Here is a 14,463-nt window from a genome sequence, read left to right on the forward strand (position 1 = left end):
ATGATGAGGGACGTCAAGGTAAAGCGGAGTAATCCGCAGAATTCTCGTCTGCCGGACGCGATGGAGGCAGATGTTCTCGCCTTTGAGCCGCTAGGCTTTTCTCAAAATGGCCGTCTGGCTACGTCGCATATCTGCACACCATACACGAAGACAGGAGAGATGCTGCCACATCAATTACGACAACGTTCGCCAGTATTCTCGCTTCCTTCAGGGGGCGGCACCTGTGCAGCTCAATAGAGGAGTTTGTGGTCTGTGCCACTCTTCGTTCACACTTTTTCAAGTTTTAATGGGGCTGCAAATTCTAGGGCGGGTTGTCTTCGCCTCCTAATTTTACGAAACGTCGGTGGCCGCTTTTCCGAGCGTGACTCAGCCAAGAACCGCGACAGCAGTTCACTCCTTGAGGTTCAAGTGCGGACAAGTCCGCGTCTTTTTGGGTCACGTGAGATTCTCAATGCAACGATACTGGTTTTCCCGTGCGCTCCTGAGACAGATGTCAGATCTTTCCCTGAGTGCCTCATAGAATGATTGGTTCGCTTGCGACAACTCGAGGAGATGCGCGCGAAGTCGAAAATTAGGAGCCTCGTAATACTGGTCGACGAAATTCCCCTCTCCAATTCACTCCCGAGGAATTTGGCCACTGTCGAAAACGCCACGACTGCGTGCAGGAAATTGAATGTGGAACTGGTCGGTGGAGTCAATGCATCGACTTCAGAAGACTCAAAGACGTCAGGATCTGGTCCCTTGCAATCCGGGTTGACCATACGCTTGGTCGCTCAATGTTAGGCTGAACGTAGCCAATTTCGCAGACTTCGTTCGACGTGGTGAGGCGCTGGACTTGGGTGAATCGAGCGGCAAGACGAAAGCGCACACTTCGGCGGTGACGCTGAGTTGGACTCCGATCCTTGATTCGGCGACTGGCCAGGGCGTCTCTGCGGAAGTGCAGCGACCTGGATAACTGATCAATGCGAGGAGCCGCTGTCCCATCGGGATGGGGGTGACTTCGACTGGAAGAATTATCGTGCAAATCAAGAACAAAGTGCTTGTCTATCTTACATGGCGAGATAAATTGCTCACTTTCACGCAGCCTAAGTTTCCGGAAGCCGGGCGGCAGGTAATCGCCGGCACGATGGAACAGGACGAAACACCAGAAGCCGCTGCGCTACGTGAGCTACGAGAGGAAAGTGGCATCCAAGATGCAGAAGTTGTTCGCATCCTCGGTGACTACTTCTATTCGATGAGAAAATTCGGAAGAAGCGAGATCCAGCACCGGCATGTTGTGCATGTCATGGCGAGTGACTCCATTGCTATGAAGGAATGCTGGACGTATTTCGAGACTCATCCAAGTTCCGGTGGCGAACCAATTGAACTCAGCCTTCAATGGCTTCCCCTTTTTGAAAAAGAATTCGCGCTGATCGGTGGACACGATTTCTTCCTGCCCATACTGAAACATTTCGTGCGCGAGCATTCGGAGATTTGAGATGTGCTGCCGATGACGTCGACAAAAGCGCATTGTTTGACGAGCCCACGGCCATCCACCTCGCGTCGGCAAGGCTGGTGGACGGTCGTGCGATCCACCACTACCTGATGTTTATCGAACCGGTGCTGGAGGCATCGAGGGCACAGGCGAGACAGAGAGAGAGTGCATGCTAGGTGAGGCTGGCTTGATGAATATCGTTGCCCGTTGGGCAGACGGAGCGCGCGCGAGGCCGAAGCATCGCTGCTCGCACGCTTCGGCGCAGTCGCGCTCGGCATGCTGTCGCGCGATTTCGAGGCGAAGGCGGCCCGCCTGCGCAAGCCGCGCTGACGCAGCGCAGCACGGCCGCAGTACGCGTATGGCGCGCGCTCCGGCGCGCTCGAAACCCTCGCGCCGCCATGTTCTGACCCCCAACTTCTGCCCGGTTCGCCCGCCACAGGGCAAAATACGGGTTTTCCGCACCCGCGAGGGCGCGTTCGAATCACGCGCCGGGCGGCGGCAGTGCGCATGCCGCACGCCGCCGCCGGGCGCCCAGGCAAGATCGCTCGCCGTGCCGCGAGCCCACAGGAGTCCAGACCCCATGCCCGAATCCAACCTGTCCTTCTTCGGCCGGCTGTCGCTGGCCGTCGGTACGTTCTTCTCCGTGCTCGGCAATCGCGAGTTCGCGGCCGACGTGCTGCGCGTGCGCGACGGCGCGCCGGCCCCGATCGCGCCGGCCCCGACGCCGACGCCCGCTGCCGCGCCCGTCGCACCCGCGCCGGTGAAGGCGCCGGCGCCCGAGCTGCGCGAAGCGAGCCCGCAGGCCGCACTGCAACTGCTCGGCCTGCTGCAGCGCGACGCGCGCTTCATCGATTTCGTCGAGGAAGACATCGCCGGCTACGCGGACGCCGATATCGGCGCCGCCGCGCGCCTCGTGCACGACGGCTGCCGCGCCGCGCTGCGCGAACACTTCACGATCGTGCCGGTGCGCGACGAAGCCGAAGGCAGCCGTGTGACGTTGCCGGCCGGCTTCGACGCAACCGCCGTGCGCGTGACCGGCAACGTGGTCGGCTCCGCGCCGTTCACGGGCACCGTCAGCCATCGCGGCTGGCGCGTGTCCGACGTGCGCCTGCCGAAGCTGACGGGCAGCCACGACGCATCGGTGATCGCACCGGCGGAGGTGGAATTGTGAGCGATCCGCGCTATTCGATCGGTATCGACCTCGGGACGACCCATTGCGCGCTGTCGTACGTCGACAGCAGCACCAGTGACGGCGAAACGATCACGCAGCAGGTGCTGCCGATCGCCCAACTGACCGCGCCCGGCGCACTGGAATCGCGCGACCTGCTGCCGTCGTTCCTGTACCTCCCGCATGAAAGCGAGCTGACGCAGGGCGACCTGACGCTGCCGTGGACGGCCTCGCGCACCTTTGCGGTCGGCGAGATGGCGCGCACGCGCGGCGCCGGCACGCCGATCCGCCTCGTGTCGAGCGCGAAGAGCTGGCTGTGCCACCCGGGCGTCGACCGCCGCGCGGCGATCCTGCCGAGCGATGCGCCGCCGGAAGTCGCGCGCGTCTCGCCGCTGGAAAGCTCGATCCGCTACCTGACGCACCTGCGCGAAGCGTGGGACCACGCACACCCCGACGCGCCGTTCGCCGACCAGGACGTGACGGTCACGATCCCCGCGTCGTTCGATCCGGCCGCACGCGAGCTGACGGCCGAGGCGGCCCGCGCCGCCGGCTACTCGCGGATGACGCTGCTGGAAGAGCCGCAGGCCGCGCTGTACAGCTGGATCCAGAAGAGCCAGGGCGGCTGGCGCAAGCAGGTGCAGGTCGGCGACCTGATCCTGTGCGTCGACGTCGGCGGCGGCACGACCGACCTGTCGCTGATCGCGGTGGTCGAGCGCGACGGCAATCTCGAACTGCATCGCGTGGCCGTCGGCGAGCACATCCTGCTCGGCGGCGACAACATGGACCTCGCGCTCGCGCACGTGGTCGCGCGCAAGCTCGCGCAGCAGGGTACGCAGGCCGATCCGTGGCAACTGCGTGCGTTGACCTACGCGTGCCGCTCGGCGAAGGAAACGCTGCTGTCCGACCCGACGACCGACGCGGTGCCGCTCGTCGTGCCGAGCCGCGGCTCGAAGCTGATCGGCGGCTCGATCCGCACGGAACTGACGCGCGCGGAACTCACGCAGACGATCCTCGAAGGCTTCTTCCCGCAAGTCGATGCGACCGCGCGCCCGGTGAGCCGCGCGCGTGTCGGTCTCACGCAGCTCGGCCTGCCGTATGCGCAGGATGCGGGCATCACGCGCCATCTGGCGGCGTTCCTGGGCCGCCAGGTCGCGGCGCTCGACACGCTCGAAGGCGTGCAGCGCACGCTGCCGCAGGGCGCGACGTTCCTGCATCCGACCGCCGTGCTGTTCAACGGCGGCGTGTTCAAGTCGACGCTGCTCACGCAGCGCGTGCTCGATACGCTCAACGGCTGGCTCGCCGCCGAAGGCGCGCCGCCCGCGCGCCTGCTCGAAGGCGCGGATCTCGATCTCGCGGTCGCGCGCGGCGCGGCGTACTACGGCTACGTGAAGCGCGGCCGTGGCGTGCGCATTCGCGGCGGCACGGCGCGTGCGTACTACGTCGCGATCGAGTCGGCGATGCCCGCGGTGCCGGGGCTGGAGCCGCCGGTGCAGGCGCTGTGCGTCGCGCCGTTCGGGATGGAGGAGGGCTCGGACGCGGCGCTGCCGCCGCAGGAGTTCGGCCTCGTCGTCGGCGAACCGGTGCAGTTCCGCTTCTTCGGGTCGTCGGTGCGCCGCCAGGACCAGGTCGGCACGCTGCTCGACTACTGGTCGCCGGAAGAGCTGCAGGAGCTGGAGGAAATCCAGGCGACGCTGCCCGCCGAAGGACGCACGGTCGGCGAAGTCGTGCCGGTGAAGCTGCATGCGCGCGTGACAGAAGCCGGCACGCTCGAACTCGAGGCGATCCCGAGCGGCACGGACGAGCGCTGGAAGGTCGAGTTCGACGTGCGCGGCGCCGCCTGAGCGCGATGAAGCGTTATACGGTCGGCATCGACCTCGGCACGAGCAATACGGTCGTCGCGTACGTCGAGGCCGGTTCCGACGCGATCTGCGTGTTCGACGTCGAGCAACTGGTCGGCCCCGGCGCGGTGGCCGCGCAGCCACTGCTGCCGTCGGTGCGCTATCACCCGGCGGCGGGCGAGCTGCCGCCGGACGCGCTGCGGCTGCCGTGGTCGGCCGATGCGAAGGCCAATACGAAAGCGCACGCGGCCGATGCGCCGCCGGCCGTGATCGGGCGCTACGCGCGCACGCTCGGCGCGCAGGTGCCGGGCCGGCTCGTGACGAGCGCGAAAAGCTGGCTGTCGCACGCGGCGGTCGACCGGCTCGCGGCGATCCTGCCGTGGGGCGCGGCCGACGGCGTCGACAAGGTGTCGCCGGTCGATGCGAGCGCGAGCTATCTCGCGCATGTACGCGACGCATGGGACGCACGCTTTCCCGATGCGCCGCTCGCGAAGCAGGACGTGATCCTGACGGTGCCCGCGTCGTTCGATGACGGCGCGCGCGCGTTGACGGTCGAAGCTGCCAAACGCGCGAAGCTGCCGGCGCTGCGCTTGCTGGAAGAGCCGCAGGCCGCGTTCTACGACTGGCTGTATGGCCAGCGCGCGTCGCTGCGCGACACGTTCGCCGCGCCGCGGCGCGTGCTGATCTGCGACGTCGGCGGCGGCACGACCGACCTCACGCTCGTCGACGTCGCGCCGGGCGACGACGGCGAGCCGACCTTCACGCGCGTGGGCGTCGGCAACCACCTGATGCTCGGCGGCGACAACATGGACCTCGCGCTCGCGCGCCTGGTCGAGACGCGGCTCACCGAGCCCGGTACGCGGTTGTCGGCCGCGAGCCTGTCGCAACTCGTCGAACGCTGCCGCGCGGCGAAGGAGCGGCTGCTCGGCGACGATGCGCCCGCGTCCGTCACCGTCACGCTGCTCGGCGCGGGCAGCAAGCTCGTCGGCGGCGCGCGCTCGGCCGAGCTGACGCGGCAGGAAGTCGAGCAGATCGTCGTCGACGGGTTCTTTCCGCAGGTCGAGGCGGGCGACTTGCCGCGCCGGGCGCGCGCGGCGATCGTCGAATTCGGCTTGCCGTATGCGAGCGACGCGGCCGTCACGCGCCACGTCGCCGCGTTCCTGAACCGTCATGCGGAAGGCCCGTTGCCCGACACGCTGCTGCTCAACGGCGGCGTGTTCCGCGCGGGCGCGCTCGCCGGCCGCCTCGCGCAGACGCTCGGCGCGTGGCGCGGCGCGCCGCTCGACGTGCTGCACAACGCGCATCCCGATGTGGCCGTCGCGCGCGGCGCGGTGGCCTACGGGCTCGCGCGTGCCGGTCATGCGCCGCGCATCGGCGGCGGCTCCGCGCGCAGCTATTTCCTCGTGCTCGACGATGGCGCGGACGATTCGACGGCACGCGGCGTCTGTCTGCTGCCGCGCGGCGCGGAAGAGGGCCGCGAAATCCGGCTCGACGATCGCACGTTCGCGCTGCAGCTCGGGCAGCCGGTGCGTTTCCACCTCGTATCGACGGTGGCCGACACGAAGTATCAACCCGGCGATCTCGTCGATCTCGATGGCGGCGATTTCGTGCGGCTGCCGCCGATCGCGACGGTCGTCGATGCGCAGGCGGGCGGCGACGTACGCGAAACGCCGGTGAAGCTCACCGCGTCGCTGACCGAGGTCGGCACGCTCGAAATGCATTGCATCGCGACCGACGACGCGGCGCGCCGCTGGCGGCTCGAATTCCAGTTGCGCGGCGATGCGCCGGTTCGCGGCGACGATGCCGCGCCCATGCGGCATCCGCGGCTCGACCAGGCGATCGAGCTGATCGAGCGCTCGTTCGGCAGCAAGGCCGCGGGCGTCGCGCCGAAGGACACGCGCCGGTTGCGCGCGCAGCTCGAACAGGTGCTCGGCGCGCGCGAAGACTGGGACGTCGCGCTCGCACGCGAACTGTTCGACGCGTTGCTCGCGCGGGCGCGGCGGCGCCGCCGCTCGGCCGATCACGAGCGCGCGTGGCTGAACCTGGCCGGGTATTGCCTGCGTCCGGGCTTCGGTCATCCGCTTGACGCGTGGCGGATCGAGCAGCTGTGGCCGCTGTTCGACGACGGCATTCAATATGTGACCGACGCGCAGGTGTGGTCCGAATGGTGGACGCTGTGGCGGCGCGTGGCCGGCGGCCTCGACGACGATGCGCAGACGCAGGTGCGCGACGCGATTGCGTTCCTCGAACCGTCCGACGACAAGCGGCGCAAGCTGCCGTTCGATCCGGCCAAGGTCGGGCCGGCCGACATGACGCGGTTGTCGGCGTCGCTCGAACGGCTGCCGGTCGAGCGCAAGGTCGAACTGGCCGAGCGCCTGATCGTGCAATTGCAGAAGCCGGCCGAACGTCCGTTATGTGCGTGGGCACTGGGCCGGATCGGCGCGCGCCGGCCGTTCTACGGCAGCGCGCACGGTGTCGTGCCGGCGGAAATCGTCACGGGCTGGCTCGATGCGCTGTTCGCGCTCGACTGGAAGCAAGTCGAGCCGGCCGCGTTCGCGGCCGCGCAGATTGCGCGGATGACGGGCGACCGCTCACGCGATCTGCCGGACGATACGCGCGAGGCCGTCATCAAGCGCCTGTCGGCCGCGAATGCGTCGGCGGCGTGGATCGACATGGTGCGCGAAGCGATCGCGTTCGACGAAGCCGATACGGTGCGCGTGTTCGGCGAAACGCTGCCGGCCGGGTTGAAGCTGCTGGCCGATTGACAGCAGGACGGGGTGCTTCGATCTCGTTCGCGGATCGAAGCATCGATCCGGTCGCGCCCGACCGTGGCGCGACGCCGAAGCCGTTCCATTCAGGCGTGCGACATCGCTTCGCGCCGCTTTTCCACGGATCCGATTTCCGCGCCGTCTTGCGCGGCTGCCAAACGGGAGCGCCGATACCGCGACGAGCATTGTGTTGTCGACGCACCAGGCACGACGCGGGCAAGGCCGCACCACGTTCCTGCGCGCGGTCAGACGCCGGCCGCCCGCTCGGGAAACACCGGCTCGCCGAGCGTCAGCATCAGCCGGTTCGCCCACGCGAAGATCGCGATCGCGTGCGACAGGTCGAGAATCTCCTCATGCGTGAGCCCTTCGGCTTCGAGCGCGGCGATGTCACTGTCGTCGATCGCGTCGGGCCGTTCGGTCAACGCGATCGCATAGCGGACGATCGCGCGTTCGCGCGCCGTCGTGCCGGCCGCCGCCGGATCGTCGAACACCTGCTCGATCGCGTCGGTGCGTTTCGCGAGTTGCGCGAAGCGCTGCGCATGCACCGACGCGCAGTACACGCAGCCGTTCACGCGCGACACAGCCGTGCTCGCCAGTTCGCGTTCGGAGCGCGACAGCCCGCCGGGCCCGTACATGATCGCGTTGAACACGCCCGAGCGCTGCCGCAGGATCTCGGGCAGATGGACGAGCAGCAGGTAATAGTCGGACGTTTTCGCCTGCGGATGGCTCGCTTCGAGCACCGCGATCTGATCGGGCGTCGCCGCGTCGAGCGAGACCGTGTCGAGCCACGCGCGCCAGCCGAGCGTGGCCGATGTGAAGCCGTGGGCGGCAGTCGTCATGCGGCCTCCTTTGCGGCACGTGCCTGAAGTGCCCGTGCGGCAGCGGCCACGCGCAACTGATACGCGACGAACGCGACGAGCTGCGACAGCGCGACGATCGCGGGCGTCGTGAGTCCGGCCGATTTCAACGCGTCGAGATCGGCTGCGCGTGCGTCGACCGGCGCGTGCGTCAGGCGCTTCGCGTGCGACAGGATCGCGCCGAGGCGTCGGGGCAGTGCGTCGAGCGCGTCGGCATCGGCGTGCGCGATGTCGTCGCGCGTGCCGCCTGCGTCGAGCAGCCGGGCGCGATAGATGTCGGCCAGCGCGTGCGCGTTCGACTGACGCGCGACATACCGCGCCGCATGCAGCCGCTCGATCAGCGAAAGATCGGGCAGCGTGGAATCGAACAGCGCGGCTTCGCTCAGTTGCGTATGCAACAGCATCTTGTCGCGTGCACGGCGCAGCGCGGCGACGGCGTCGCCTTCCCGCAAGCCGGCTGCCGCGTCGATCGTATCCGGCACGGCGGCCGGCGTGATGGCGTCATTCATCGTTTCGGTATTCCTTCTTCGTCAAAGTGATCGAGGGCGTCGGCATCGCGCCATTCGTCGCCCTGCAATTCCGCATTCGCGTAGGCGACGAGCGCGTCGTAGTGGCGGTCGCGATCGGCGTCGAACAGCCGGCTCGCAATGCCGCGCGCGAGCCGCTGCGCGCCCGCGCTGATCGCCGGAATGTCGCCGGACAGCTTGCCGTGGCTCAGGCTCGCCGCATGGTTGAAGCAATGGATGCGCGTGACGGCCGGACACGCGCCGCGTTCGCGCTCCTGGAATGCGAATGCGGGGCCGAGATCGGGCGACTCGGCGAGCTCGTCGAGCCACAGCGCCGGCTCCGGCCGATAGCGGTCCTTCCAGCGCCGCACGTGGGCGCCGAACGACGCGAATTCGTCGCGCGTCGTCCAGTCCGAATGAAAACCCGTCGCGAAGATCAGGAAGTCGACCGTGTAGCGGCCGCGCGGCGTCGTCACGTCGAGGCCGTCCGCATGGTCGGCGAGCGACTCGATCGGGCTACCCGCATGGAAATGCGCGCGGTCGTGGCGCGAGACGCGCAGCACGCTGTCGCGCGGCGGCGGGGTCTGCGACGTCAGCGCGTAGTGCATGAAGCGCCACTTCGTCGCGTCGTCGAGATCGGCGTAGCCGTGCACGAGGCCCGGGCTGCCGATGCCGGTCAGCTTGTTGATGCGCGGAATGTCCGCGCGGCGGAAGAACAGGTCGACGCGCGCGGCGCCCGCTTCGAGCGCGGTGCCCGCGTTGTCGAACGCGGACGCACCCGCGCCGACCACGCCGACGCGCTTGCCGGCGAGCGCCGCGAAATCGATCGGCTCGGACGAATGGGCCCAGCGCGAGCGCGGCGCACGCTGTGCGACGGGCGGCACGTACGGGCCGCCGAGCCCGTCTCGGCCGGTCGCGAGCACGACGTGCCGCGCGAGCAGCGTCTGCGCCTCGCCGTTGCCGCGCACGTCGAGCGCGAGCAGCCCGTCCTCGCGCGGGCGCAGCGCGACGAGCGTCGTGTCGTTGCGCACCTGCAGGTCGAGCACGCGCCGGTACCAGCGCAGGTAGTCCATCCATTGCGGGCGCGGGATCTTGTACAGCGCATCCCACGCATCGCGGCCGTATTGCGCTTCGAACCACGCGCGGAACGTCAGCGCGGGCAGGCCGAGCGCGGGGCCGGCGAGTTGCTTGGGAGAACGCAGCGTCTCCATCCGCGCGAACGTGACCCACGGGCCTTCGTAGCCGGCCGGTGCGCGGTCGATCACGCATTGGTTGTCGATGCCGAGCAGGCGCAGTTCGGCGGACGCCGCGAGCCCGGCCATACCGCCGCCGACGATCGCGACGTCGAGCACGCGCGCGCCGTCCGTTTCGCGCGGCGGCACCCACGGCGGCGCGGGCAGGTCGAGCCAGCGCAAGTCCTGCGCGAGCCGTGCTTCGAGTGCGTCGAGCGGGATCGTCATGCAGCCTCCGGACGCACGCGGCGGGTTCGTGCCGGGCGAGGCGGGCGCGCCGCGCGTTCGCTGCGCAACCGGTCGCCGCGCAGCAGCGCATCGTGCGCGGCGGCGTCGTGAAAGATCACGTCGTCGAGCAGCGTGTGCGTCGTGCGGTGCAGCGCGTCGAGCAGCGCATCGACGGCGGCCGTGCGCGCCTTGCCGGCCGGCGTCGCGACGCCGAACGCGAACGGGATGTCGACGTCGAGCGCTCGCGAGACGACGCCGTCCACCGGCAGCGCGACGCCCGTGGCCGGATCGACGATGCCGATCGCGATGCCCGCGCGCGCGGCCATCACCGCATTCAGCGACGCATTGGTTTCGATGAACACGCGCGCATCGACACGTGCGGCCGCGAACGCCGCGTCGATCCGCTGGCGCAGCCGGTGCCGGTTCGCGACCGTCACGATGCGGCGCCGCGCGAGGTCGCGCAACGCGATGCGCGGCTTCGCCGCGAGCGGGTCGTCGGCCGGCAACACGGCGACGCAGGGTGTTTGCGCGATCCAGTGCACGTCGAGCCCGGCATGCGCCATCGGCAGCGTGACGACACCGACGTCGGCCGTGCCGGCCAGCACCTCGTGCACGACATGCTCGGCCGATTCGCTGCGCAACTGGTAGTGCGGCGCATGCGCGTCGTCGGGCAGCGCGGCGAGCGCGGCCGGCACGAGCGTGGCCGCGAGCGACGGCGTGGCCGCGATACGCACGGGCTCGGCGGTTTCGTCGCCGAGCGCGCGCGCCCGCGCCTCGATCGCGCGCAGGCCGACGAGCGAGCGTTCGACTTCCTCGTACAGCAGGAACGCGCGCCGCGTCGGCGTGACGCGCGGGCCGTGCCGGTCGAACAGCGCGTAGCCGAGATCGGCTTCGAGATCCTGGATCTGCCGCGTGACGGCCGGCTGCGAGCGGCCGAGCAGTTCGCCCGCGCCAGTCACGCTGCCGGCCGACATGACCGCGGAAAAGGCTTCGAGTTGATGCAGCTCCATGACGCGTTCCGATGATGCGATTTGCGCATTGTAGGAGTGCGAGCATGCGCGATTCATATAATGATTTTTGCTATCGACAGCGGGAAAACTGCGAAGGGCGTGCGCGTGGCGACTGCCGGTTGTGCGTGCGTGCGCATCGTTTGCACGCGGTGCCGCCGATGAAACGCCAATCGAATCAATACGATGCAATGCATGCCGGCATGTCGCTCGATGCAGGCGGTGCCGACGACCGATCGCGCACGTCATCCGCTTCGCGCCGCCTGCGATATCGATATGCGCAAAACTTCGTTGGAACGCCCTGAACCGGATGGTTACATGCCCTCACTCTTTTCGATCGACTGAAGCTGGGGGACGCATGAACGTTTCGGGGAACGACGCACGCGGCGCATGGCGGCGCGTGCTGGGTACGGTGGCGGCGCTCGCCGCCGCATGGGGCTTGTCGACGGGCGGCGCGCTCGCGGCCGGCGTGTCGGGCGAACCGGTGGTGATCGGCGTGAGCGGGCCGCTGACGGGCCAGGACGCGCAATACGGCGAGCAGTGGAAGCGCGGCTTCGATCTCGCGCTCGACGAGATCAACGGCAGCGGCGGTATTCACGGCCGCCCGCTCGCGATCGACTTCCAGGACAGCCGCAGCGACCCGCGCCAGGCGGTGGCGATCGCGCAGAAGTTCGTCGCCGATCCGCGCATCGCGATCGAGCTTGGCGACTTCTCGAGCGCGACGTCGATGGCCGCGTCGCCCATCTACCAGCGCGGCCAACTGATCCAGTTCGGCTTCACGAATTCGCATCCGGATTTCACGAAGGGCGGCGACTATCTGTGGAGCACCGCGCTGAGCCAGGCCGAGGAACAGCCGCTGCTCGCGCGCTACGCGGTGAAGGAGCTCGGCTTCAAGCGGATCGCGGTGCTGTACCTGAACACCGACTGGGGCCGTACCAGCAAGGACATCTTCGCGAAGGCGGTGGCCGGGCTCGGCGCGCAGGTCGTCGCGGCCGAGGGCTACCAGCCGGCGGAGAAGGATTTCCGCTCGACGCTCGTGCGCATCGGCGAATCGAAGCCCGATTCGATCGTGTTGATCTCGTACTACGCGGACGGTGCGCAGATCGTGCGGCAGGCGCGCACGTCGGGCGTCGCGCTGCCGATCGCGGCGGTGGGATCGGTGTACTCGCCGAAGTTCCTCGAACTGGGCGGCACGGCCGTCGAAGGCGTCTATACGGAATCGAACTTCTTCCCGGCCGAACCGCGCCCCGAGGTGCAGGCGTTCGTGCAGCGCTATCGCGCGAAATTCCACGCCGATCCCGATTCGTTCGTCGCACGTGCGTACGACGCGCTGATCCTGTCGGCCGAGGTGCTGCGCCGCTACGGCACGACGCGCCAGGCCGCGCACGACGGCTTCGCGAAGATCAGCGACGTGCCGAGCGTGATCTTCGGCAAGGTGCGCTTCGATCCGCAGACGCGCCGCGTCGCCGGCGCGCGCACCGTGTATCTCGTCGTGAAGCAGGGGCAGTGGGCGCTGTGGGACGGCGCGAAGCCGCAGCTCGCGGCGCGCTAAAAACACGGACGCATCGTGATGGCTTCCTGGCTCGACTACACGCTCAACGGCCTCATCGTCGGCAACATCTACGCGCTGCTCGCGGTCGGGCTCGCGCTGATCTTCGGCGTGTCGCACCTGATCAACTTCGCGCACGGCTCGGTCTACATGGTCGGCGCGTTCATCGGCTGGCTGTGCCTGACGCGCTTCGGCCTGCCGCTGCCGGTCGCACTCGCGGCGGTCGTCATCGGCTGCGGCGCGCTCGGCATCGCGATCGAGCGGATCGGGCTGCGGCCGCTGCGTCATGCCGCGCGCATCGCGCCGCTGCTCGCGACGATCGGCATCAGCTTCATCCTCGACCAGCTCGCGCAGCTCGCATTCGGCGCGGACCCGCGCGCGGTGCCGACGCCGCTGCCCGACTGGCACGTGCGCATCGCCGGCGCGACGCTCGGCTCGCTCGACCTGCTGATCGCCGGGATCGGCATCGCGGCGGCCGCGTTGCTGTACGGCTTCCTGCGCTTTACGCGGCTCGGCTGGGCTGTGCGCGCGACCGCGCAGGATCGCGACGCGGCGCTGCAGATGGGCGTCGACGTCGATCGCGTGAACCAGACCGTGTTCGCGATCGCGTGCGCGCTCGGCGGCGTGAGCGGGCTGCTGGTCGGCATGTACTACAACAGCATCGATCCGGCGATGGGCTTCCAGGCGACGCTCAAGGGCGTCGTCGCGCTGCTGATCGGCGGGCTCGGCAACGTGCCGGGCGCGATCGCCGGCAGCCTGCTGCTCGGCCTCGTCGAAAGCTACGGCGTCGCGCTGTTCGGCACCAGCTATCGCGACCTGTTCGCGTTCGGGCTGCTGATCGTGTTCCTCGTGTGGCGGCCGAACGGCCTGTTCAGCGCGAACCGAGCGCTGCCGCCGGAGCCGATGACGGGCACCTTCCTCGCCGCCGCGAAGGCCGTGCGCGTGCCGCGCCCGATGCTCGTCGCGCTGATCGCGGCGGCGGTCGTGCTGCCGTGGCTCGGTGCATCGCCTTACGTGCTGCAGACGCTGACCAACGCGTGGCTGTACGGTCTGCTCGCGCTCAGCCTCACGCTCGTCGCGGGCACGGTCGGACAGATCTCGCTTGGCCATGCGGCGCTGCTCGTGATCGGCGCGTATGCGTCGGCGCTGCTGTCGTCGGATCTCGGCTGGTCGCCGGCCGTGACGATTCCGTGCGCGGGTGCGATCACGGCCGTGCTCGGCACGCTGCTCGTCTATCCGGCGTTCCGGCTGCGCGGGCACTACGTGTCGATCGCGACGCTCGGCATCGGCGAAGTAGTGAGCCTCGTGATCCTGAACTGGGATGGCTTGACGCGCGGCCCGCTCGGCATCACCGGCATCGCGCCGCTGCCGTGGGCGACGACCGCGCGCGCCGCGTACTGGTTCACGTTCGCGGTGCTCGTCGCGTTCGCGCTCGTGCAGGTGCGGCTGCTGCGCTCGCATCTGGGCCGCACGCTGCGCGCGGTGCGCGAGGACGACGTGGCCGCGCGTGCGCACGGCATCGCGCCGAACCGCTACAAGGCGATCGCGTTCGCGGTCGGCGGCGTCGCGGCCGGCGTGAGCGGCGGCATCGCCGCGCATCTGTACAGCTACATCAATCACCAGACTTTCGATTCGCAGGTGTCGATCCTCGCGCTGACGATGGTGATCCTCGGCGGCCTCGGCAACGTGCTCGGCGGCATCGTCGGCGCGATCGCGCTGATCGGGCTGCCCGAGCTGTTCCGCTGGGCGGCCGACTACCGGATGCTGATCTACGGCCTCGTGCTGCTGCTGCTCGTCCGGTTCCGGCCGCAGGGCCTGCTCGGCACGGTGTGAGGA

At 68.7% G+C, this 14,463-nt stretch carries 11 protein-coding genes and 1 pseudogene; 8 read left to right on the plus strand and 4 right to left on the minus strand.

The window, feature by feature from the left end:
• Nucleotides 1–1,018 precede the first annotated feature (1,018 nt).
• The 5 genes and pseudogenes from HWX62_RS06080 (at nt 1,019) to HWX62_RS06100 (ending at nt 7,245) form a co-directional block, all read left to right on the plus strand.
• Nucleotides 1,019–1,477, plus strand: a complete 459-nt coding sequence (locus tag HWX62_RS06080) for an NUDIX domain-containing protein (protein WP_175985106.1) — start codon at nt 1,019–1,021, stop codon at nt 1,475–1,477.
• A gap of 216 nt (nt 1,478–1,693) precedes the next feature.
• Nucleotides 1,694–1,804 (plus strand): annotated as a pseudogene (locus HWX62_RS06085) (transcriptional regulator); the annotation flags it as partial.
• A gap of 250 nt (nt 1,805–2,054) precedes the next feature.
• A complete protein-coding gene (locus HWX62_RS06090) occupies nt 2,055–2,645 on the plus strand; it encodes a DUF2760 domain-containing protein (protein WP_175985108.1) in 591 nt (196 codons plus the stop codon).
• Nucleotides 2,642–4,483, plus strand: coding sequence for an Hsp70 family protein (locus HWX62_RS06095; protein ID WP_175985109.1), 1,842 nt, complete (start codon nt 2,642–2,644; stop codon nt 4,481–4,483). Before HWX62_RS06090 ends, HWX62_RS06095 begins: the two co-directional genes overlap by 4 nt.
• A gap of 5 nt (nt 4,484–4,488) precedes the next feature.
• A complete protein-coding gene (locus tag HWX62_RS06100) occupies nt 4,489–7,245 on the plus strand; it encodes an Hsp70 family protein (RefSeq protein ID WP_175985111.1) in 2,757 nt (918 codons plus the stop codon).
• A gap of 248 nt (nt 7,246–7,493) precedes the next feature.
• Here the strand turns inward: HWX62_RS06100 and HWX62_RS06105 are convergent, their stop codons facing one another.
• Genes HWX62_RS06105 through HWX62_RS06120 form a run of 4 tightly spaced genes read right to left on the minus strand, consistent with a single transcriptional unit; the run spans nt 7,494 to nt 11,081 of the window.
• Nucleotides 7,494–8,087, minus strand: coding sequence for a peroxidase-related enzyme (locus HWX62_RS06105; RefSeq protein ID WP_175931958.1), 594 nt, complete (start codon nt 8,085–8,087; stop codon nt 7,494–7,496).
• Nucleotides 8,084–8,614, minus strand: a complete 531-nt coding sequence (locus tag HWX62_RS06110) for a hypothetical protein (protein WP_175931957.1) — start codon at nt 8,612–8,614, stop codon at nt 8,084–8,086. The genes HWX62_RS06105 and HWX62_RS06110 overlap by 4 nt, the downstream gene beginning before the upstream one ends.
• On the minus strand, nt 8,611–10,071 hold the full coding sequence (locus HWX62_RS06115; RefSeq protein ID WP_175931956.1) for an NAD(P)/FAD-dependent oxidoreductase: 1,461 nt from the start codon (nt 10,069–10,071) through the stop codon (nt 8,611–8,613). The genes HWX62_RS06110 and HWX62_RS06115 overlap by 4 nt, the downstream gene beginning before the upstream one ends.
• Nucleotides 10,068–11,081 (minus strand): LysR family transcriptional regulator, encoded by a 1,014-nt coding sequence (locus HWX62_RS06120; protein WP_175931955.1) that lies wholly within the window; start codon nt 11,079–11,081, stop codon nt 10,068–10,070. Before HWX62_RS06120 ends, HWX62_RS06115 begins: the two co-directional genes overlap by 4 nt.
• A 44-nt stretch (nt 11,082–11,125) precedes the next feature.
• Between HWX62_RS06120 and HWX62_RS06125 the strand changes: the two genes are divergently transcribed.
• From HWX62_RS06125 to HWX62_RS06135, 3 genes are read left to right on the plus strand one after another with little or no spacing between them, the layout of a single operon-like run.
• Nucleotides 11,126–11,383, plus strand: a complete 258-nt coding sequence (locus HWX62_RS06125; RefSeq protein ID WP_175931954.1) for a hypothetical protein — start codon at nt 11,126–11,128, stop codon at nt 11,381–11,383.
• 53 nt (nt 11,384–11,436) lie between these two features.
• The gene (locus HWX62_RS06130) at nt 11,437–12,630 is read left to right on the plus strand and encodes an ABC transporter substrate-binding protein (protein ID WP_048988388.1); all 1,194 of its coding nucleotides are present in this window, start codon (nt 11,437–11,439) and stop codon (nt 12,628–12,630) included.
• Nucleotides 12,631–12,648: 18 nt separating this feature from the next.
• The gene (locus HWX62_RS06135; protein WP_175931966.1) at nt 12,649–14,460 is read left to right on the plus strand and encodes an ABC transporter permease; all 1,812 of its coding nucleotides are present in this window, start codon (nt 12,649–12,651) and stop codon (nt 14,458–14,460) included.
• The last annotated feature ends 3 nt before the right edge of the window (nt 14,461–14,463 follow it).

It is taken from the genome of Burkholderia sp. BCC0506 (assembly GCF_902833145.1).
In the GTDB taxonomy this organism is placed as follows: Bacteria; Pseudomonadota; Gammaproteobacteria; order Burkholderiales; family Burkholderiaceae; genus Burkholderia.